This is a genomic window from Pseudomonas koreensis (genome assembly GCF_036668835.1).
In the GTDB taxonomy this organism is placed as follows: Bacteria; Pseudomonadota; Gammaproteobacteria; order Pseudomonadales; family Pseudomonadaceae; genus Aquipseudomonas; species Aquipseudomonas koreensis_I.
In genome coordinates this window covers 36,224-55,546 of sequence record NZ_JAZEVW010000008.1, presented here as the reverse complement: position 1 = coordinate 55,546, position 19,323 = coordinate 36,224, and the positions used below count along the sequence as shown (strand labels likewise).

Genomic DNA, 19,323 nt, shown 5'->3' with positions numbered 1-19,323 from the left:
AGCGGCTCATGGATCTCTATACCTATTACCGTTCGACCTCGTCGTACCGGGTGCGCATCGCGCTGGCGCTCAAGGGTCTGGAATATCAGGCGCTGCCGGTCAATCTCATCGCGCCGGCGGGTGGCGAACATCGGCAAGCGGCGTATCTGGCGCTCAATCCGCAGGGCCGGGTGCCGGCCTTGCGTACCGATGACGGCGCCTTGCTGATTCAGTCGCCGGCGATCATCGAATATCTCGAGGAACGTTATCCACAGGTGCCGTTGCTGCCGGACGATCTCATTGCCCGTGCGCAAGTGCGTGGCGTGGCGGCGGTGATCGGTTGCGATGTGCATCCGCTGCACAACGTCAGCGTGCTCAATCGCCTGCGCCAGTCGGGGCAGGACGAGCCGCAGGTGATCGAGTGGATCAGCCACTGGATCAGCCAGGGCCTGGCGACGGTGGAGCAGTTGATCGGTGAGAGTGGCTTCTGTTTCGGTGAATGGCCGTGTGTGGCGGATGTCTATCTGATCCCGCAGTTATATGCGGCTGAGCGCTTCAATGTGAGCCTTGAGGCGTATCCGAAAATCCGTCGGGTGGCGGCGTTGGCGGCGGAACATCCGGCCTTCATCAAGGCGCATCCGGCCAACCAGCCCGACACCCCGTAGGGTGTCCTTGTGGGAGCGAGCCTGCTCGCGAAGGCGGAGTATCAAACACAGACGTGTTGGCTGACACACCGCATTCGCGAGCAGGCTCGCTCCCACACGTACCAGTGCTGAACCGTCAAAAAATCATAAAAATAAGACAGGTACCTTGCGATGCACAACCAGATTGCCAGCTTCCGCGCGGCACTCGACGCCCGCCCTGTGTCGCGTTATCAATGGTTGCTCTTGATCTTGCTGGCGCTGCTGCTGGTCACCGATGGCTATGATGCCCAGGTGCTCGGTTATGTAGTGCCAGCGCTGGCGCAGGATTGGGGGCTGGAAAAATCGGCGTTCGGACCGGTGTTCAGTGCCAATCTGCTCGGCCTGACGCTTGGCTCTCTGGCGGTAACGCCGCTGGCGGATCGCTTTGGCGTGCGGCGCATATTGCTTGCCTGCGTGCTGATCTACGCAACGTTGACTGTGCTGATGGTGTTCGCCGACTCGTTGAACAGCCTGATGCTCGCGCGCTTTATCTGCGGCATCGGCATGGGCGGGGCGATGCCCAGTGCCATGGCGCTGATGTCCGAATATTCACCACCACGCTTGCGCACCTTGATGGTGACGCTGGCGGCCTGTGGTTTTTCCTTCGGTGGGGCGGCTGGTGGATTCGTCGCCGCCGGGTTCATCGACCGGTTCGGCTGGCAAGCGGTGTTCCTCGCCGGTGGCGTCACGCCATTGCTGCTGTTTCCATTCCTGTGGTGGATGCTGCCGGAGTCGCTGCCGCGTCTGCTGCGTGATTCGCCACCCTATGCGCGGCTGCGCAAAGTCAGCGCGCGGATGCTGCCGGACTGGCAGCCGCCGGTAGCCAGCGTCGAGCAGAACGAGCGCGAACAGGGCAGCAAGCTTACTGTGGTCGAGTTGTTTCGTAATGGCTACGCACGGCCGACCTTGCTGATCTGGGCAACGTTTTTCGTCAGCCTGATTCTGTTGTATTTCATGATCAGCTGGCTGCCTTCGCTGCTGTTGGAAAGCGGCCTGAAACTCAACCAGGCCAATCTGGTGACCTCGATGTTCCTGTTCGCCGGAACAATTGGCGCGATCTGCATGGCCTGGTTCGCTGACCGGTTGAAGCACAAAGTGCGTCTGTTGTCCGCCGTGCTGGCCGGCGCGGCGCTGTGCACGATCCTGCTCGGCCTCAATCACGACAATCCGCGCTATCTGGTGGCCTGCGTGTTCGCGGCCGGGTTCTGCATCATCGGCGGGCAACTGACGCTGAATGCCTTTGCCAGCAATTTTTACCCGGCCCACGTGCGCGCCACCGGCACCGGCTGGGCCTTGGGCGTGGGGCGCTTCGGTTCGATCCTCGGGCCGTTGTTCGGCAGCCTGTTGCTGGCGATGCACATACCGGTGACGCAGATTTTCTTTTTCTGCGCGATCCCGGCGGTCATCGCTGCACTGCTGATCTTTCAGGTTCGTGCGCCTTCCGAGGGCATGCACAATCCTGCGGGGGCCAGTCTGCTGGCGAAGAGCGATAGCGCGGTTTGACTGTAGGACCGAGTCGCCTGCATCGCTAGCAGGGCTAGCTCCCACATGAAATCGCGCATAACCATAGGTCGAGTGTCAGCTCGCCATCCCTTCAAATCAGAAGCCCCTCACCCTAGCCCTCTCCCAGAGGGAGAGGGAACTGACCGAGTGGTTTGGTAGAGATACGCCGACCAAGATACCGAGTCGAACACAAATTCTGAAAAGCACAAAGATCGGCCCCCTCTCCCTCGGGAGAGGGCTGGGGTGAGGGGCGAACCCACCACAAACCCCAAGCCAACCACCCGCTTCTAACCACTCAACAATGAGCGCAAGCTCGAGTGCCCTTGATCTTGATCTTGATCTTGCCTAACCGGCGACATCGGAAGGCTGAGTGGAGGGATCGATCCGGGCGTGGGAGCGCAGCGACCGTCTGGCGCAGCCAGACACAGCGCAAGTAGGTGCAGCGAAGCAAACCGTAGGCGCTGCGCCCGGATCGGTCCCGCAGCGAAGGAACCCGAGCCTGCGAGGGCCGTACGTAGGAGCAAAGCCTTTTGGTTCCTTTTTGGCGTCTGAAAAAGGGACTCGCCGTAAGGGCGAAACCGCCAGCCGCAACACCCCAAGCAACGGATATATCCCCGATCAGCCAGAAAACCATAGCCTGACAAACAGCAATCGCGAGCAGTCTCACTCCTACAAAAACGACGCTTCAGTGCACAACAGAGTTAGGCGGCAAATGCCCGAGACGTTCAGTCAGGCGCAGGCGCTGGATCGGATCATCGCTAAGCAACAGAGCATGCTCCAGATCGAAGCGCTCGGCATTCGGACAGTCGAGCCGCTGATACAGACTGGCGCGAGCCAGATAATCGGCGGCCGAAGCATTGCCCAATTCCAGCACCCGTTCGGCGTCGACCAGCGCAGCAATAAAGTCATCGTGGCTCAAGTGCAACTGACGCAGATTGCGCGACAGGCGCTGCAACATTTGCTGCGGGCTTGCGGTCAGCAGATGCTCGGCACTGAGCTTCATGTTCGGCCCGTACTGACGCTGCAGCAACTCTCTGCAGTCATTGGGATACAGACGTCGACCGCCGCACGGATCAAGCAAATGATCGGCGCCCGGCGCGCGCAGCAAGAAATGACCCGGAAAGTTGACCCCGACCAGCGGAATCTCCAGACCCCGCGCCAACTCCAGCGCAATCACAGCCAGCGCCAACGGTTGTCCGCGACGGTTCTGCAAGACTTTAGGCAGCAAGGCCGCCTGCGGGCGCAGCGGCAAAAAGTCGTCCTTGGCAAAACCCAGATCGTTCATCCGCCGTAACAACGGTTGCGCCAACTCGCTGACCGGCAGCATCGGCAAGCCATAACTGACCCGTTGCTGCAGCTCCTTGAATTCCTGCAACAGCGCTTGCGGATCGACGGCTTTTTCGTGCTCGGCCGCGATCCACAACGCCGCTTCCAACAGTGCGGGCGGTGAGCGGTGCAGGCAGTCGAAAAAGCGTTGACGCGGGTTCATCGAAATCTCCAGGCATTGCCTCGTTTTTAGCCCGGTCCGCAGCATTCGTCCAGTGCCTCGCATTGCCGACAGAGAGTTATGCTGCAAAGCGGTTGTCGGCGCGGGCGCTTATTCCGGCGCGCTCCAGCAATTTCCATGGGCAAGCCTATACTGGCGTTCTACAAGAAGTGATTCGGGAGCTTGTCGATGTTCGCTCTCATGCAAAGCACTCGCCTGGAATCGCTGCACCTTAGCGTCGACCCGGTTACCGGGTTGAAGGCGGTCATTGCCATTCATAACAGTCGTCTCGGGCCTGCCCTCGGCGGGTGTCGTTACCTTGCCTATCCCGATGACGAATCAGCCATCGAGGACGCCATTCGTCTTGCCCAGGGCATGAGCTACAAAGCCGCGCTGGCCGGGCTGGAGCAGGGCGGCGGGGTGGCCGTGATCGTGCGGCCGGCCCATGTCGAAAATCGCGGTGCGCTGTTCGAAGCCTTCGGCCGTTGCATTGACCAGCTCGACGGCCGCTACATCACTGCCATCGACAGCGGCACTTCCGTGGCCGACATGGATTGCATTGCCCAGCAGACCCGCCATGTCACCAGCACCACGTCTGCCGGCGACCCGGCGCCGCATGCGGCAATGGGCGTGTTCGCCGGGATTCGCGCCACAGCCATGGCGCGGCTGGGCAGCGACAACCTCGAAGGCTTGCGCATCGCCATTCAGGGCCTGGGCAATGTCGGTTTTGCCTTGGCCGAGCAACTGCACGCGGTGGGCGCTGAACTGCTGGTCAGCGATATCGATCACGGCAAGGTGCAACTGGCGATGGAGCAACTCAACGCCCACCCGATTGCCAACGACGCCTTGCTCAGTACGCCCTGCGACATCCTCGCACCGTGCGGTCTGGGCGGCGTTTTGAACAGCCACACGGTCAGCCAATTGCGCTGCGCGGCGGTGGCCGGCTCGGCGAACAATCAGCTGACACACCTGGACATGGCCGATCAACTGGAGCGGCGCGGCATTCTCTATGCGCCGGATTACGTGATCAATGCCGGCGGCCTGATCTACGTTTCGCTGAAACATCGCGGCGAAGAACTGCCGACGATCACCGCGCATCTGTCGAAGATCAGTTCACGGTTGACTGAAGTCTTCGCTCACGCGCAGGCGGAAAAACGCTCGCCGGCGCGGGTGGCTGATGAACTGGCTGAGAAAGTTTTGTATCGCTGAGTTTCACAGACATTAAAAAGGCCCCGAGTCCTGCGACTCGGGGCCTGTTCAATTCAGGCGTTTATCACTTCGCAGCCTTCGCCGCTTTGGCCGGTTTGACCGGCGCCTCAGACGCTTCCACGCCCTCGCCAGGCTCGCTGGCCTCGACCGTTTCGGCCGGTGCGTTGATCAGTTCTATCAGCGCGTCCGGCTGGCTCTTGAATGCCCGGGCGAACACATCGCGATTCTTCGCCATGTAGATCCCGGCTTCTTCCACTTGCTGCTCAGTCAGCGACGGAACGGCTTTTTGCAGAACATCGGCCAGATATTCGGCCAGTTCGAGCATTTTGTCATGACGGTCAGCTTCGGCTTTATCCATGAACAAGCGCTCCAGATCTCGGCTGCTGCGGTATACCACTTCGACGGCCATTCACCACCTCACATGCCTTCACGTTAAGTTGTCTTGTCGACTACTGTATCTATATACAGCGAAAAGCATAAGCGAATCCCTGCGCCATGGGTAGTGGCTTTTCAATGTAGACCGGATTTTCGCTTTGTCAGAGGGGCGTGTGTCGGCTGCATTCGCGAGCAGGCTCGCTCTCACACAGCCACCGACCGTGCGACGAAACGCCACGGGGCGGGGTTGGCGGCGGTTCGCCATGATGGCGTGGCCTCGTTTCTGCATGACAACCAGGGCATGCGGCAAACCGTAACGTCCAACACGCATCATCCGCTCGAATCGGGCTAAGGAACATCATCGTGAAAATCAACTGGGCCGAGAACCTGCGGCAGAACGTGCATCAACTGGCCGAGTCCCTGGGCAACCTGTTCGTCGAAACCTTCCACTACCTGGCGCTGTTCGCCATCGGTGCGGTGACGGCGTGGGCAGCGGTGATGGAGTTTCTTGGCATGCTCGAAGTCGGGCATATCAAGATCGATGACATTCTGCTGCTGTTCATCTATCTGGAACTGGGCGCGATGGTCGGGATTTATTTCAAGACCAACCACATGCCCGTGCGCTTCCTGATCTATGTGGCGATCACCGCACTGACGCGTCTGCTGATCTCCAACGTCTCGCACCACAATCCGCCGGACATGGGCATCATCTACCTGTGCGGCGGCATTCTGTTGCTGGCGTTTTCGATCCTCGTGGTGCGTTACGCCTCGTCGCAGTTCCCCTCAGTGAAGATCGAGAACCCGCAGCGCAAGATCGGCACGGGCTCAAGCGAGCATCCGGAAGTCGAAAAGGGTGAGCTTTAAAGCCCCGCCGTCTGGCTCGGCGGGCTCTTGACTGGCGGCGGCGGGGTGAGCCCGGCGCCGTTGGTCATGGCTTCGAGAATCGACATGGCGCTGTGGCCCTGCTCGATGGCGATGCCGAACTGGATGCTCTGCACCAGACGCTTCAAACGCTCGGGGTCATTGCGCTGTTCGGCGCTGATCATGCGTTTGGCGACAATCCGGCCGCCGTTGGACAGGGTCAGCATGATGCTGCCGTCCAGCCCTTGAATGCTCAGGTTGATCTGATAGTCCGGCGCGAAAGCATCGGTAATGATCTGAAATGGGTTGTCCATGATGCGTCACCGCCTGATTGAACGTGCAGTTGTTGACCGGCCATGATCGGGTTGGTTCGCCATACCGGACCATTGGCATATCGTTCGCTGAGGTTCGCAAAGTCCGTTTGCCTCACAGGGGGTATAGCAAGGGCCATGCCGGAATAATTGTCGAACAATAAACACGGACACAACACAGGCGAGCGCTCGGGCTCGCCTGTGTTTATCGCGCGTTTTCAGGGCAGAAAGGCGTTGGTGGTCGCTGACGGTGCAGGTCGTTCGATCAGCATTCCACCCAGTTCACGGCGAGGCCGCCGCGCGAGGTTTCCTTGTATTTGTCGTGCATGTCGGCGCCGGTATCGCGCATGGTGCGGATCACCCGGTCGAGGGAAATGAAATGATTGCCATCGCCGCGCAAGGCCATTTGCGTGGCGTTGATCGCCTTGACCGCGGCAATCGCATTGCGCTCGATGCACGGCACCTGCACCAGTCCGCCGACCGGGTCGCAAGTCAGACCGAGGTTGTGTTCGAGGCCGATTTCCGCGGCGTTTTCCAGCTGCTCCGGGGTAGCGCCGAGGATCTCAGCCAGGCCCGCCGCAGCCATCGCGCAGGCCGAACCCACTTCACCCTGACAGCCGACTTCGGCCCCAGAGATCGAGGCGTTTTTCTTGCACAGAATGCCGACGGCGGCGGCGCCGAGAAAGAACGCGACGACATCATCGTCAGACGCGTCCGGGTTGAATTTCATGTAGTAATGCAGCACCGCCGGAATGATCCCGGCCGCGCCATTGGTCGGCGCAGTGACCATGCGCCCGCCGGCGGCGTTCTCTTCGTTGACAGCGAGGGCGAACAGGTTGACCCACTCCATGGCCGACAGCGTTGAACTGATCACATTCGGCTTGCCGATCTCCAGCAGGCTGCGATGCAGTTTCGCCGCGCGGCGCGGCACATTGAGACCGCCCGGCAGGATGCCTTCGTGGCTCAAGCCTTTTTCCACGCACTCACGCATCACTGCCCAGATGTGCAGCAGGCCCTGACGGATCTCGGCATCGCTGCGCCAGGCGCGCTCGTTGGCCATCATCAACTCGGACACGCGCAGGTTGTGCTGCTTGCACAGCGACAGCAATTGCGCGGCACTGGAAAAATCGTATGGCAATTCAACGTCGCCGCTGGGCGCCACACCGGACTCGGCTTCAGGGGCTTCAATGATGAAACCGCCGCCGACCGAATAGTAGGTTTGCTCGAACAACTCGCCGGTCGCGCCAAAGGCTGTGAGCGACATCGCGTTGGGGTGATAGGGCAGGCTCTCATCCAGCAAAAGCAGATCGCCCTGCCAGTCGAAAGCAATGGTTTGCTGGCCGCCGAGGCGCAGTTGGCCAGTTTCGCGCAGTTGCTGAATGCGGGCGTCGATGGTCGACGGATCGATGCTGTCCGGCCATTCGCCCATCAGGCCCATGACCGTGGCGCGATCGGTGGCGTGACCGACCCCGGTGGCGGAGAGCGAACCGTATAAACGGATTTCGACACGCCGTACGTCGTCGAGCAAATGTTGATCGATCAGGGCTTGGGCAAATGTCGCCGCCGCACGCATCGGACCCACGGTGTGGGAACTGGACGGGCCGATGCCCACTTTGAAAAGATCGAAAACACTGATAGCCATGCTAAACCCTTACAAGCAATGGAGGAGGACTCGCTGCCATTTTTTGTCGGACAAGCGCAATGTCGGCGATACTGCCCGCCTCGGTCCTAGGTGACCAACGAAACTTCCTAAGAAAGCCTTTAGCAGGACTAAACGATGAGTCGTCAATTGCATGCCCAGACTTACGTCTGGCTGCAGGTGTTTTCCTGTGCCGCTCGGCACCTGTCGTTCACCCGTTGTGCCGAAGAACTGCACATCACCCCCGGTGCCGTCAGCCAGCAGATTCGCCAACTTGAAGAGCGCCTGGGATTTCGTCTGTTTCACCGGCGCGCGCGCGGCGTGGAACTGAGTGCTGAAGGGCAGCGGCTGGCGATTACCGTCAACGAGGCTTATGGCAGCATCGATGCGGAATTGCGCCGGCTGGATGCCGGGATGATCAGCGGCACGCTACGTGTGCGCTCGATTCCGTCGTTTCTCAGCAAATGGCTGACGCCGCGTCTGCCACGCCTGCAACAGCGCTACCCGGACATTCAGTTGCGCCTGGTGGCCGAGGACAGCAGTGTGCCGTTGCACGAGGGCGAATTTGATCTGGCAATCGATCTGAACGACGGCAGCTACCCCGGATTGTTATCCACAGCTTTGCTCGACGAGCAGATATTTCCCGTATGCGCGCCGAGCCTGTTGCGCGGCCGGCCGCCATTGCATGGGCCGGCGGATCTGCTGCATTTCCCGCTGCTGCACGACATCACTGCGTGGCGCGGCAGCTATGAATACGCCGAGTGGGAATTCTATTTGAACGCGATTGGCTTCGAAGGCGCCGATGTGCGGCGCGGGCATACTTTCAATCGCAACCACCTGACCATCGAAGCGGCAATTGCTGGCATGGGCGTGGCGATTGCCCGACGTACTTTACTCAACGACGAACTGGAGCGCGGCGCACTGATCGTGCCGTTCGGCCTGTCGGTGCCTAATCACAAACGCTACGTGCTGCTCTATGCGCCGGGGGCGCTGAGCCATCCGGGCGTACGCGCGGTGCATGACTGGCTGGTGGAGGAGGCAGGGATTTTCCGCAGCTTGCACCCGCTGAATGACGGGCAATTGTGAGCAAACTTTGCCGGGGCGCAGGGCGACCCAACTCCCGACCTTACCAGCGCTTCGCTCGGTTGTCCGGCTTTTTTTGCGAATCAATATTTATCTTTTTTCAGGGGTTGAAATGTTCGCCGCTCGGGCCGATTGTTGTAATCAAGGGGTCACGAAATCCTGTTCCAGGCCCCTTGCGAGCTAGCTGAAATAAGGGATGAACTATGCAAATCCAAGTCAACAGCGATAACCATATTCAAAGCAGTAAGCGACTGGAGGAGTGGGTACGTACAACTATTGAGAGCACGCTCGACCGTTATGAAGAAGACCTGACGCGTGTCGAAGTCCACCTGAGCGACGAGAACGGCGAGAAACCAGGTCCCCATGACTTGCGCTGCCAATTGGAGGCGCGGCCAAAAGGCCATCAACCGATTTCCGTGACCCACAAAGCCGATTCGCTGGAACAGGCGATCGATGGCGCCGCCGAAAAACTCGAGCACAAACTGGATCACCTGTTCGGCAAACTGCGAGGTAAACCACGCGCTGCGGTAGTGCCATTCACCGGCAAAGCCAACGACAAGTTGCTGGCAGAAGAATTTGACGAGAACGAACAGGCAGCGATCAACAGTTGATGCGCTGATTTCATAAGCCACCCCAACGAGAACGGGCCTGCGAATGCAGGCCCGTTCTTGTTTGTGCAGGTTTTTTATGAAGGGCACGAAAAGGCAGACCCTCACCCCAGCCCTCTCCCGGAGGGAGAGGGAGCCGATCTCTATTGGTTTCAAAACTTGAGTTCGGCTCGATATTTCATGTCGACGTAATCCGCTAAAACAACTCGGTCGGTTCCCTCTCCCTCCGGGAGAGGGCTAGGGTGAGGGCGTTCTTCGATGCGCCGCGATTCTGATGATTTGCTCCAAAACATCGCCCATCTGCTGCATCACCTCAAGATTACTGAAGCGCACGACTTCAATGCCCTTCTGGTTCAGATATTGCGTCCGGCGCTGATCCTGGATCAGTCCCGGCGATTCATGGTGCTGCCCACCATCCAGCTCGATCGCCAACTTCAGCTCGGCACAGTAAAAATCCAGCACGTAAGGCGGATAGGGGAATTGCCGGCGAAATTTCAAATTGGTGATTTGCCGGGAGCGAGGCTTTTGCCAGAGCAGGTGTTCGCAGTCGGTTTTTTTGATGCGTAGCTGGCGGGCGAACTGGGCGAGGGTGGGGCGATTTTGCATGCTTCACGATCCTTGTGAAGTGGGTTTGATATTTCACTGTAGCCGAGAACCCTCACCCCAGCCCTCTCCCGGAGGAAGAGGGAGCTGATCTCTATCGGTTTCAAAACTTGAGTTCGACTCAATATCCCAGCCTGCGCAACTCGTTGAAAACAACTCGGTCAGTCCCCTCTCCCTCCGGGAGAGGGGTAGGGTGAGGGGCTCTTGGGCGTTAAAACGCTATAGAGGTCTGCACATAAACGGTCCGCGGCTCCCCCACGTACTTGCCCTTGTTGTTGTCATCGAACGAGCGCGTGAAGTACTGCGTGTTGAAAATGTTCTTCACCCCCATCGCCACATTCAGATCGGACAACTGCGGGCCGAAGTCATACCCGGCACGGCTGCTGAACAGCATGTAGCCGGGGATCTTGCCGGTGCTGCCATCGGCGCTTTCCTTCACGGTGTTGGCGTTGTCGGCGAACTGGTCGCTCTGGAAGGTGCTGTCCAGATTGAGCTTCCATGGCCCCTCGGTGTAGCCGACGCCCAGCGTGCCTTTGTGCTTCGAGGAGAACGGCACCCGGTTGCCCTTGTTCGGGCCGTCCTCACGGATGGTCGCGTCCACATAGGCGTACGAGGCGTAAACATCGAAACCGGCCAGCGCCGGATTCAAGTCGTCGAGTGCGTAGTTGATGCTGGTCTCGATGCCCTGATGGCGCGTTTCACCGCGGGCGATCACCGAGTCGTTGGTCTGGTTGCTTTCGTACTGGTTGTCGAAGTTGATCAGGAACGCGCCAATCTCCGCACGCAACGCGCCGTTGTCATAGCGCGTACCGACTTCCCAGGTGCGTGCCTTTTCCGGTTTTACTTCACCGCTGGTGACACGGTTGGGCATCTGGCTGTATTGCACGCTGCCGAACGAGCCTTCGGTGTTGGCGTAGAGATTCCAGCTGTCGTTCAGGTGATAAAGCACATTCAGCGCCGGCAGCGCAGTGTTGTAGTCGCCCTTGTATTTGACGTTGGTCAGGTTGTTGGTCTGCTGCGACTCGATCATTTCGTAGCGCACGCCGGGGGTGATGGTCCACTTGCCGATATCGATGCGATCGTCGACGAAGAACGCATTGGCCTCGGTTCCGCCACGGGTATCGCGGTCGTTGCGGCTGTTGGTGGTGGGGTATTCATTGCTCGCGATTGGCGTGCGATAGCGCAGTTCGTGGCCGGCTTCGTTGATGTAGCGGTAGCCGACGCCGACTTCATGGCTGGTCGGGCCGAGGTCGAAGCCTTGGGCGAAACGCGTTTCCAGACCGCGCACCCAATACTCGCGCGGCGACAGCGAAAGGAACGTGCCCTGGTCCAGATAACCGCTGCGCAGGGTTTTGGTGAAGAAGGTGTTGGCAGTGAATTCGCGGCGATCTTCCTGATAGCGATAGCCGACATTGAACATCGTGCGGCGGCCCCAGAACTGGTCTTTCGGTCGCGTCGACTGGTACGGATCGGCGTCGTAATCGGCGACGTTCAAACCACCAGGCATGTCGGCCTTGCCTTCGTAATACTGGGCCATGGCATTGAAGCTGTTGGCCTCGTCGAGCTGGTATTTGCCTTTGAGAATCAGGTCGTCGATTTCAGTGTCGCTGTGTTCGCGCCAGTCGCCGCCGCGAGTGCCGGAGTACAGCAACGCGCCGCCCAGGCCATTGGCGTTGGTGCCACCGGCCAACAGGTTGGCACTGGTCTTGAAGCCGTCGTGGCTCGACGAAGGGCTGGTTTCAGTCTGGAAACCGCCTTTCACGGTCGGCTCATCGGGAATCGCCCGGGTCACGAAGTTGACCACGCCGCCGACGTTCTGCGGGCCGTAGCGCACCGCGCCACCGCCGCGCACCACGTCTACTGCGTCCATATTGCCCATGCTGATCGGCGCGAACGATAACTGGGGTTGGCCGTAGGGCGCGAACGGCACCGGTATGCCGTCCATCAGCACGGTCGAGCGCGCGGCCAGACGCGGATTCAAACCGCGGATGCCGAAGTTCAGCGCCATGTCATGGCTGCCGGTGCCGTTGTTTTCCGGGGCGTTGACGCCGGGGATGCGGTTGAGCACGTCGCGTGCCTGTGTGGCCCCCTGGCGTTCAAATTCTTCGCGGCGGATCACGTCGCGAGCACCGGGATGTTCGAACACGTTGATCTGCGCAGCAGCGCCAAGCCAGTCGCCGACGACTTTCGAGGTGTCCAGCTCCAGCGCCGCGTCTGCCAGCGGTTGCAGGCTGAAGGCGTTGTCGCCCTCGGCGCGTGCTTGCAGGCCGGTGCCTTCGAGCAAGGCATCGAGACCTTGCTCGGTGGTGTAGTTGCCTTCCAGGCCACGGCTTTGCAAGCCACCGGTGACTTGCGAACCAAAAGAGATCAGCACTCCGGCTTCACGGCCGAATTGATTGAGCGCGCTTTCCAGTGACGACGGCGCAATGTGATAAGCCTTGGCATCAGCGGCCAGCGCCGCGGGCAGGGCGCTGAAGCTCAGGCTGGCGCCAAGGACGACGTTGCGCAAAGTGCGCGTCAAGGGTGTGAGGCGGGTGGGGTGCATGGCGGATGATCCTGAGAAGGTTGAATCAAGGGGCTTTCCTTCTCTGTCACGCCAGATCTGAAAAACGGCTCATTTATTTTTCAGGTGCTTCAAACCCGCGCTTCGACGCTCACCCAGTAGCGGGTGAAACGCCGGACTTTGACCGGCAGACTGATTTGCAGCAGGTCGAGAATCCGCTCACTGTCGTCCAGTGGATAAGTCCCGGAGATCAGCAGATCGGCGACGTTTTTATCGCAATGCAGCTGACCGCGACGGTAGCGGCCCAGCTCATCGAGGAAGTCGCCCAGACGCATGTGTGCGGCGACCAGCATGCCGTCAGTCCAGGCGCCGCTGTTGGCATCCAGCGGTTTGGTGTCGCTGATGGAACTCGCGGTGAAACTCAGCTGGCCCGCGACAGGCAGCAGCACGGGCGCGCGTTGATTGACGGTCAGTTCGACGCGCCCGGCAAACAGGGCAATGTGCGTGCAGTCGGCAAACTGACGCACATTGAGGCGCGCGCCTTGAGCGTTCAGAACACCTTGCGCCGTGCGGATTGCAAACGAGTTTGCAGCGCTCAGGAGCATTTCGCCTTCGAGCAAATGAATCAGGCGCTGCGCGCCATCGACATCGACGGCGCTCGCGGTATTGAGCTGCAACAGATCGTCGCCACCCAGCGACACCTTGCGCCGCTGCCCGAGCGGCGTGCGGTAATCGGCGAGCAACGACGGCAGCGGCGTGTGCTCGCGCAGGCCCCAGGTCATGGCCGAACCGGCGCCCAGAATCAGCAGCAGTTTCAGCGCCTGCCGACGGCTAGCGGACTTCGGCCCATTCAGCGCCGCATGCGCCAGCGGCGACGCCACACCGCGCAAGCGCTGATTGACCCGCTGCATGTGTTCCCAGGCGCGGCGATGTTCGCTGTGCGCGTCCAGCCATTGCTGCCAGGCCTGTTGCTGACGCGGGCTGAGGCTGCCTTGCTGCATTTCCAGCAGCCAGTGCACGGCTTGCTCGGCCACTTGCGCGGAAAAATCCGGCGCGCGGTTCATAGCGCGAAATAGCAGCGCAGCGCCGCTTTGTGCAGGTGCCGTTTGACTGTGGCCACGGAGATGCCGAGTTCTGCGGCGATCTGTGGATACGTCAGGCCATCGACCTGCGCCAGCAAAAAGGCGCGTTTGACCGCACGCGGCAGGCCGTCGAGCAATTCGTCCAGCTCGATCAAGGTCTGCAGGATGATCGCTTTGTGTTCTTCCGATGGCGCGACGAGCTCCGGCATCTGCGCCAGCGTTTCGAGGTAGGCGCGCTCGAGGTCCTGGCGACGGTAATGATTGAACAGCACGCGTTTGGCGAGGGTGGTCAGGAACGCGCGCGGCTCGATGATCAGCGGCGGCTCGCGCGCAGTCAGCACTTTGATGAAGGTGTCCTGGGCCAGGTCCGCCGCGCTGTCCGGGCAGCCGAGCTTGCGTCGCAACCAGCCGGTGAGCCAGCTGTGATGAGCCTGATAAAGCGATTCGACAGGATGGGCGGACGACAACGGAATGACTCCGGACGCAAAGAAGGCGTCGAGAACGTGCGTTAGAGAACAAGAACGGTTCGCATTGTAGGGTGCGAGCGCATCGCTCGGCAATCAGAAGCTTTTGCGTATGAGAATATTTATCATTAATATCGCTGGCTTGATCCGGCTCGTCAGCCGGACGTTTTTCGTTTCAGGGTCGAAACATGAAAGGCAAATTCGCCACACTGCCCATGTCCTGTCGCCTGGCCGTCACCTCACGGGTATTGGCGGCGGTGTTCGGTGGCTATCTCGTTGCCGCGTTGGCCAGCGTGACACTGGCGCAGTGGTTACCGCTGGGCCGCGCCGACGCGCTGGTGACCGGCATGGCCGTTTCGTTTCTGGTCTATCTGGTCGCGGTGCTTTGGTGCATTGCCTGTCGTACGGCGTGGTCGGCGTGGGTCGGCTTGCTGGTGCCGAGCGTGATTCTGGCGACTGTTTCCGGCGCAGCGCGCGGCTTGGGACTGGCATGAAACACGTTTTGCAGCAGGTGATGGCCTGGCCGCGAGCGGGGGCGCAGCGCTGACATGTTGATTGATCTGCCACCGGAGTCGCGTGACGACGAGCCGCATGGCGCGCGCGCGTATTTTCTCCAGGTGTTTCTGTCGCAGCGCTCGCAAATGGAAGCGCTGGTGAAGCGTCGTGTCGGTTGCCGCGCGACGGCAGCGGATCTGGTGCAGGATCTGTTTTTGCGTTTTTGGCGACGGCCGCTGGTGCAGGTCGAAGAGCTCAGCACCTACCTGTTGCGTTGCGCCGGCAACATTGCCATCGACCACCTGCGCAGTGAAGGCACGCGTGCGCGCGTCAACGAAGGCTGGCAACCGGACGAGCCACACAGCCACGGCAGCGAGCCGCAAGCTGCGCTCGAAGCCGGCAATGACCTGCGCCATGTCGAGGCGGCGTTGCGCGCGTTGCCCGAGCGCACCCGGCAGATTTTCCTGCTCAACCGCATCCACGGGCGCAAATACGCAGACATCGCCAGAGCCATGGGCCTGTCCCAAAGTGCTGTGGAAAAACATATGATGCGCGCCCTTGAGGCCTGCAAGGCCAGCCTGCGCGACCCCGCGCCACGTCTGCCAGGGAAAGCACCGTGAACCCTGCCGATAACATCGTTCCGACGCCCGCTCAGGAACAGGCCGCTCTGGCCTGGCTGAGCCTGCTGCATGATCGGCCCAGCGCCGGCGATCAACTGACCTTCAGCCAGTGGCTGCGCGCCGACCCGGCCCACGCCGAGGCGTATGCCCAGGCGCAGGTGCTGTGGGAGCTGAGCGAAGGCCCGGCACAAACCCTGGCCGATGAAGAGGCGTTGGCGTTGCAAGGGTATATCGACGCCATGGACCGTCCGCGACGTTCGCCGGTTTTGCGCTGGTCCGGGGGGCTGGCCATGGCGGCGTGTCTGCTGCTGATGGTCAGCCTCGGCACGGGATGGCAAGCGCAGCGCTGGCTCGATGATCTGGGCGCCGATTTTGTCTCGGCACCCGGCGAGATCCGCACGGTGACGCTGGCCGATCAATCGCAAGTGACACTGGATGCCGACAGCGCAATTGCTGTCGATTTCAGCCACGGCGAGCGCCATGTACAGCTGCGTCGTGGTGCCGGATTCTTCAGCGTCAGCCACACCGGCGCGCCGTTTGTCGTTGCGGCCGAAAACGGCGAGGCGCGGGTGCTCGGCACGCAATTCGAAGTGCGCTTGCAGCCCCATGGCGCGCAGGTCACGGTGCTGTCAGGAAGGGTGGGGGTGACGGCGAGCCGCGATGGCGAGCAGCAGATTCTCGCTGCCGGACAGCAGGTGGCTTATGGCGAAGGTGCGGCGCAAAAGCTTCATGGTGTCGACAGCGAAGCGCAACTGGCCTGGCGTCAGGGTTGGCTGACTTACTACAAATCGACGCTGGCCGAGGTGGTCGAGGATTTGCGCCGCTATTACCCGGGCAGGATCGTGTTGCTCAACGATGAGCTGGCGGCGCGCAAGGTCAGTGGCAGCTTTCCCAGCAAGGATCCGCAGGCGGTGCTCAATTCGTTGCAGGGGGTGTTGGGGTTTGAGCAGCATCGGGTGTTGGGGCATCTGATTATTTTGCGTTGAGCCGTCTGACGCCATCGCGAGCAGGCTCACTCCTACAGGGGAAACGCATTCCAGATGTAGGAGTGAGCCTGCTCGCGATGGCGCCGGATCAGTCAGCGCAAAAATAATTTCAGATTATGAGTGAGGTAAACCCAGACCCCATCCGTGTAGTGACTGAAACTGCGAGTCATTCGCATCCGTTGCGGTTCTACACAGGTCATTGAGTCATGAAGTCCAGGGCAAAATCGGGTTCGGTCAAACAGTGGTTGGGCAGGTCGGCGTTGAGTTTTTCGGCACTGGCGTTGTTGCCGGTCAGCGTCGCATTGGCCGCTGAAACGCTCAGCAGCCAAGCGCAAAAGCAGTACAGTTTTTCTCTGACCGCCAAACCCCTGCCGCAAGCCTTGAGCGACTTCAGCCGTGTCACCGGGCAAAGCGTGGTCTACACCGACGAAGCCCCGTACGGGCTGACGGCGCCGGCGGTCAACGGCCAGATGAGCGCCGAACAGGCACTGCAACGCTTGCTCAGCGGCTCCGGCCTGAACTTGCGCCGCACCGACAGCCACACGCTGGTGCTTGAGCCCAAGCCAACCGAAGGCGCGCTGAACCTCGGCGCCACCACGATCACTTCGACGCGTGACGACTCAACCAGCTATCAGCCACCGGAAACCAGTTCAGTGATGCGTTCCTCGGCGTCATTGCAGGAAGTCCCGCAGACCGTCAATGTCATCCCGGCCCAGGTGATCCGCGATCAGGCGCCGCGCAATCTTGACGATGCGCTGGCCAATGTCAGCGGCATCACCCAGGGCAACACTTTGGGCAGCACTCAGGACTCGGTGATGACCCGCGGTTTTGGCGACAACCGCAACGGCTCGATCATGCGCGACGGCATGCCGATCGTGCAGGGCCGGGGGATGAATGCCACGGTCGAACGCGTCGAGGTGCTCAAGGGCCCGGCCTCGTTGCTCTATGGCATTCAAGACCCGGGCGGCGTCGTCAACCTGGTCAGCAAGAAACCGGAACTCACGCCCTACAACGCGCTGACGGTGCGCGGCTCGACCTATGGCGAAGGCAAGAATGGCAGCGGCGGCAGCTTCGACAGTACCGGCGCACTGGGTGAGTCCGGGCTGGCCTATCGGATGGTGGTGGATCACGAGGACGAGGATTACTGGCGCAACTTCGGCACGCACCGCGAAACCTTGATCGCGCCGTCGCTGGCATGGTTCGGCGAAAACACCCAGTTGCTGTTCGCCTACGAGCACCGCGAATTTCTTACCCCGTTCGACCGTGGCACGCTGATCGATCCGCGTACCAATCACCCGCTGGACATCTCCCGTAAACAGCGTCTGGACGAGCCGTTCAACAACATGGAAGGGCGCTCGGATCTTTATCATTTCGAGGCCGATCACCAACTCAACGACGATTGGAAAGCTCATTTCGGCTACAGCTGGAACCGCGAGACCTATGACGCCAGTCAGGTACGGGTAACCGCGATCGACACCAACAAAGGCACGCTGACCCGCAGCATGGACGGCACCCAGAACGCGATCAGCACCGACCGTTTCACCACCGCCAGTCTCGAGGGCAAGGTCAACGTGCTGGGCATGCAGCATGATTTGGTGTTTGGCGTTGACGATGAGTACCGCAAGATCTATCGCGAGGATCTGATCCGGCAGAAAAGCCTGACCACTTTCAGCTATCTCAATCCGGTCTATGGCCGCGAAGTGATGGGCACTACGGTGAGTGCGCCCGACAGCGCGCAGACCGATAAGCTGCGCAGCGACTCGCTGTTCCTGCAGGACTCGATTCACCTCAACGAGCAGTGGATTCTGGTCGCTGGCGGACGCTTTCAGGAGTACGACCAGTACGCCGGCAAAGGCGTGCCCTTCAAGGCCAACACCGACAGCAATGGGCAGAAATGGGTGCCGCGCGCAGGGCTCGTGTATCGCTACACCGACGCCTTGTCGTTCTATGGCAGCTACACCGAATCGTTCAAACCCAACTCGACCATCGCCCCGCTGAGCGGCAGCAGCACTGTGCTCGACGGCAGCATTGCGCCGGAAGAAGCCAAGTCGTGGGAGCTGGGCGCGCGTCTGGATCTGCCGGGGCGCATCACCGGCAACGTCGCGTTGTTCGACATCAAGAAACGTAACGTACTGGTGGCCAATGCCGAAGGCCCGACGACGATCTACAGCGCCGCCGGTGAAGTGCGTTCGCGCGGCCTCGAAGTGGATTTGAGCGGACAGCTCAGTGACCGCTGGAGCATGATCGGCAGCTATGCCTACACCGATGCCGAAGTCACCGAAGACCCGGACTACAAAGGCAAGCGCCTGCAAAACGTGGCGAAAAATTCCGGTTCGTTGTCAGCGGTGTACGATTTCGGCAGCGTGCTGGGCGGCGACCAGTTGCGCATCGGCGCGGGCGCGCGTTACGTCGGTGAGCGCGCGGGGAACGCGGTGAATGATTTTGATCTGCCGAGCTACACCGTGGCTGATGCATTTGCGACTTACGACACGAGGGTTGAAGGGCAGAAGGTCAAGTTTCAGCTGAACGTGAAGAACCTGTTTGACCGCACGTATTACACGTCCTCGGCGAGCCGGTTCTTTGTGTCGATGGGGGATGCGCGGCAGATTTCGTTGTCGAGCACTTTGGAGTTTTAAGGCAAGATCAAAAGCCCCTCACCCTAGCCCTCTCCCGGAGGGAGAGGGGACTGACCGTGTGTTATTCGAAAGGTACTTCGGCCTGAGATTTATGTGCTGTATCCATAATCGACTGGTTCTGTCAGGTCGGCGGAGAATCTGAGACACCGCGGTCGGCTCCCTCTCCCTCCGGGAGAGGGCTGGGGTGAGGGAAACAG

General features: G+C 60.5%; 17 protein-coding genes and 1 pseudogene. 10 read left to right on the top strand and 8 right to left on the bottom strand.

Annotated elements, in window-relative coordinates; translation table 11 throughout:
- Nucleotides 1-8: 8 nt before the first annotated feature.
- Together maiA and V6F91_RS21000 are read left to right on the top strand one after the other, a co-directional pair.
- Complete coding sequence (gene maiA, locus V6F91_RS21005) at nucleotides 9-644, top strand: maleylacetoacetate isomerase (RefSeq protein WP_332767802.1); 636 nt, start codon at nucleotides 9-11, stop codon at nucleotides 642-644.
- A 150-nt stretch (nucleotides 645-794) separates the two neighbouring features.
- Nucleotides 795-2,165 carry an aromatic acid/H+ symport family MFS transporter gene (locus V6F91_RS21000; RefSeq protein WP_332767800.1) on the top strand — a complete coding sequence of 457 codons (1,371 nt, stop codon included), beginning with the start codon at nucleotides 795-797 and terminating at the stop codon, nucleotides 2,163-2,165.
- A gap of 685 nt (nucleotides 2,166-2,850) precedes the next feature.
- Here V6F91_RS21000 and V6F91_RS20995 read toward each other — a convergent pair.
- Nucleotides 2,851-3,654 carry a SirB1 family protein gene (locus tag V6F91_RS20995; RefSeq protein WP_332767798.1) on the bottom strand — a complete coding sequence of 268 codons (804 nt, stop codon included), beginning with the start codon at nucleotides 3,652-3,654 and terminating at the stop codon, nucleotides 2,851-2,853.
- A gap of 186 nt (nucleotides 3,655-3,840) precedes the next feature.
- Here V6F91_RS20995 and V6F91_RS20990 point away from each other — a divergent pair, with 186 nt between their 5' ends.
- Nucleotides 3,841-4,860: a Glu/Leu/Phe/Val dehydrogenase family protein gene (locus V6F91_RS20990; protein WP_332767796.1), complete on the top strand. Its 1,020-nt coding sequence runs from the start codon at nucleotides 3,841-3,843 to the stop codon at nucleotides 4,858-4,860.
- A gap of 154 nt (nucleotides 4,861-5,014) precedes the next feature.
- Here V6F91_RS20990 and V6F91_RS20985 read toward each other — a convergent pair.
- Nucleotides 5,015-5,269 (bottom strand): annotated as a pseudogene (locus V6F91_RS20985) (YebG family protein); the annotation flags it as partial.
- Between the two features lie 329 nt (nucleotides 5,270-5,598).
- Between V6F91_RS20985 and V6F91_RS20980 the strand changes: the two are divergent.
- Nucleotides 5,599-6,099, top strand: a complete 501-nt coding sequence (locus tag V6F91_RS20980) for a phosphate-starvation-inducible protein PsiE (protein ID WP_332767794.1) — start codon at nucleotides 5,599-5,601, stop codon at nucleotides 6,097-6,099.
- Here the strand turns inward: V6F91_RS20980 and V6F91_RS20975 are convergent.
- The gene (locus tag V6F91_RS20975; protein ID WP_332767792.1) at nucleotides 6,096-6,410 is read right to left on the bottom strand and encodes a DUF3509 domain-containing protein; all 315 of its coding nucleotides are present in this window, start codon (nucleotides 6,408-6,410) and stop codon (nucleotides 6,096-6,098) included. The genes V6F91_RS20980 and V6F91_RS20975 overlap by 4 nt on opposite strands.
- Before the next feature lie 262 nt (nucleotides 6,411-6,672).
- Nucleotides 6,673-8,049 carry an L-serine ammonia-lyase gene (locus V6F91_RS20970; RefSeq protein WP_332767790.1) on the bottom strand — a complete coding sequence of 459 codons (1,377 nt, stop codon included), beginning with the start codon at nucleotides 8,047-8,049 and terminating at the stop codon, nucleotides 6,673-6,675.
- Between the two features lie 135 nt (nucleotides 8,050-8,184).
- Between V6F91_RS20970 and V6F91_RS20965 the strand changes: the two genes are divergently transcribed.
- Entirely contained in the window at nucleotides 8,185-9,132 is a 948-nt protein-coding gene (locus V6F91_RS20965) for a LysR substrate-binding domain-containing protein (RefSeq protein WP_093104610.1), read from the top strand.
- A 200-nt stretch (nucleotides 9,133-9,332) separates the two neighbouring features.
- A complete protein-coding gene (locus tag V6F91_RS20960; protein ID WP_016771629.1) occupies nucleotides 9,333-9,740 on the top strand; it encodes an HPF/RaiA family ribosome-associated protein in 408 nt (135 codons plus the stop codon).
- A 234-nt stretch (nucleotides 9,741-9,974) separates the two neighbouring features.
- On the opposite strand, the gene V6F91_RS20955 is transcribed toward V6F91_RS20960, so the two are convergent.
- The 4 genes from V6F91_RS20955 to V6F91_RS20940 all read right to left on the bottom strand — a co-directional run bounded on the left by V6F91_RS20955 (nucleotide 9,975) and on the right by V6F91_RS20940 (nucleotide 14,392).
- Nucleotides 9,975-10,343 carry an endonuclease domain-containing protein gene (locus V6F91_RS20955; RefSeq protein ID WP_332767785.1) on the bottom strand — a complete coding sequence of 123 codons (369 nt, stop codon included), beginning with the start codon at nucleotides 10,341-10,343 and terminating at the stop codon, nucleotides 9,975-9,977.
- 208 nt (nucleotides 10,344-10,551) lie between these two features.
- The gene (gene fecA / locus V6F91_RS20950) at nucleotides 10,552-12,885 is read right to left on the bottom strand and encodes a TonB-dependent Fe(3+) dicitrate receptor FecA (RefSeq protein ID WP_332767783.1); all 2,334 of its coding nucleotides are present in this window, start codon (nucleotides 12,883-12,885) and stop codon (nucleotides 10,552-10,554) included.
- An 89-nt stretch (nucleotides 12,886-12,974) separates the two neighbouring features.
- Nucleotides 12,975-13,907: a DUF4880 domain-containing protein gene (locus V6F91_RS20945; protein ID WP_332767781.1), complete on the bottom strand. Its 933-nt coding sequence runs from the start codon at nucleotides 13,905-13,907 to the stop codon at nucleotides 12,975-12,977.
- Nucleotides 13,904-14,392, bottom strand: a complete 489-nt coding sequence (locus tag V6F91_RS20940) for a sigma-70 family RNA polymerase sigma factor (protein ID WP_332767779.1) — start codon at nucleotides 14,390-14,392, stop codon at nucleotides 13,904-13,906. Before V6F91_RS20940 ends, V6F91_RS20945 begins: the two co-directional genes overlap by 4 nt.
- 185 nt (nucleotides 14,393-14,577) lie before the next feature.
- On the opposite strand from V6F91_RS20940, the gene V6F91_RS20935 reads away from it, so the two are divergent.
- From V6F91_RS20935 to V6F91_RS20920, 4 genes are all read left to right on the top strand, one after another.
- Nucleotides 14,578-14,883 (top strand): DUF3649 domain-containing protein, encoded by a 306-nt coding sequence (locus tag V6F91_RS20935; protein WP_332767777.1) that lies wholly within the window; start codon nucleotides 14,578-14,580, stop codon nucleotides 14,881-14,883.
- A 54-nt stretch (nucleotides 14,884-14,937) separates the two neighbouring features.
- Nucleotides 14,938-15,504: an RNA polymerase sigma factor gene (locus V6F91_RS20930; RefSeq protein WP_332767775.1), complete on the top strand. Its 567-nt coding sequence runs from the start codon at nucleotides 14,938-14,940 to the stop codon at nucleotides 15,502-15,504.
- Nucleotides 15,501-16,490 carry a FecR family protein gene (locus tag V6F91_RS20925; RefSeq protein WP_332767774.1) on the top strand — a complete coding sequence of 330 codons (990 nt, stop codon included), beginning with the start codon at nucleotides 15,501-15,503 and terminating at the stop codon, nucleotides 16,488-16,490. The genes V6F91_RS20930 and V6F91_RS20925 overlap by 4 nt, the downstream gene beginning before the upstream one ends.
- Nucleotides 16,491-16,696: 206 nt before the next feature.
- Entirely contained in the window at nucleotides 16,697-19,126 is a 2,430-nt protein-coding gene (locus V6F91_RS20920; RefSeq protein WP_332767772.1) for a TonB-dependent receptor, read from the top strand.
- Nucleotides 19,127-19,323 lie beyond the last annotated feature (197 nt).

Coding starts and splice junctions, on each gene's coding strand:
- V6F91_RS20935 (WP_332767777.1), top strand. CDS start 14,578: ATGAAAGGCAAATTCGCCACACTGCCCATGTCCTGTCGCCTGGCCGTC.
- V6F91_RS20990 (WP_332767796.1), top strand. CDS start 3,841: ATGTTCGCTCTCATGCAAAGCACTCGCCTGGAATCGCTGCACCTTAGC.
- V6F91_RS20930 (WP_332767775.1), top strand. CDS start 14,938: ATGTTGATTGATCTGCCACCGGAGTCGCGTGACGACGAGCCGCATGGC.
- V6F91_RS20995 (WP_332767798.1), bottom strand. CDS start 3,654: ATGAACCCGCGTCAACGCTTTTTCGACTGCCTGCACCGCTCACCGCCC.
- maiA (WP_332767802.1), top strand. CDS start 9: ATGGATCTCTATACCTATTACCGTTCGACCTCGTCGTACCGGGTGCGC.
- fecA (WP_332767783.1), bottom strand. CDS start 12,885: ATGCACCCCACCCGCCTCACACCCTTGACGCGCACTTTGCGCAACGTC.
- V6F91_RS20960 (WP_016771629.1), top strand. CDS start 9,333: ATGCAAATCCAAGTCAACAGCGATAACCATATTCAAAGCAGTAAGCGA.
- V6F91_RS20970 (WP_332767790.1), bottom strand. CDS start 8,049: ATGGCTATCAGTGTTTTCGATCTTTTCAAAGTGGGCATCGGCCCGTCC.
- V6F91_RS21000 (WP_332767800.1), top strand. CDS start 795: ATGCACAACCAGATTGCCAGCTTCCGCGCGGCACTCGACGCCCGCCCT.
- V6F91_RS20955 (WP_332767785.1), bottom strand. CDS start 10,343: ATGCAAAATCGCCCCACCCTCGCCCAGTTCGCCCGCCAGCTACGCATC.
- V6F91_RS20945 (WP_332767781.1), bottom strand. CDS start 13,907: ATGAACCGCGCGCCGGATTTTTCCGCGCAAGTGGCCGAGCAAGCCGTG.
- V6F91_RS20975 (WP_332767792.1), bottom strand. CDS start 6,410: ATGGACAACCCATTTCAGATCATTACCGATGCTTTCGCGCCGGACTAT.
- V6F91_RS20965 (WP_093104610.1), top strand. CDS start 8,185: ATGAGTCGTCAATTGCATGCCCAGACTTACGTCTGGCTGCAGGTGTTT.
- V6F91_RS20920 (WP_332767772.1), top strand. CDS start 16,697: ATGAAGTCCAGGGCAAAATCGGGTTCGGTCAAACAGTGGTTGGGCAGG.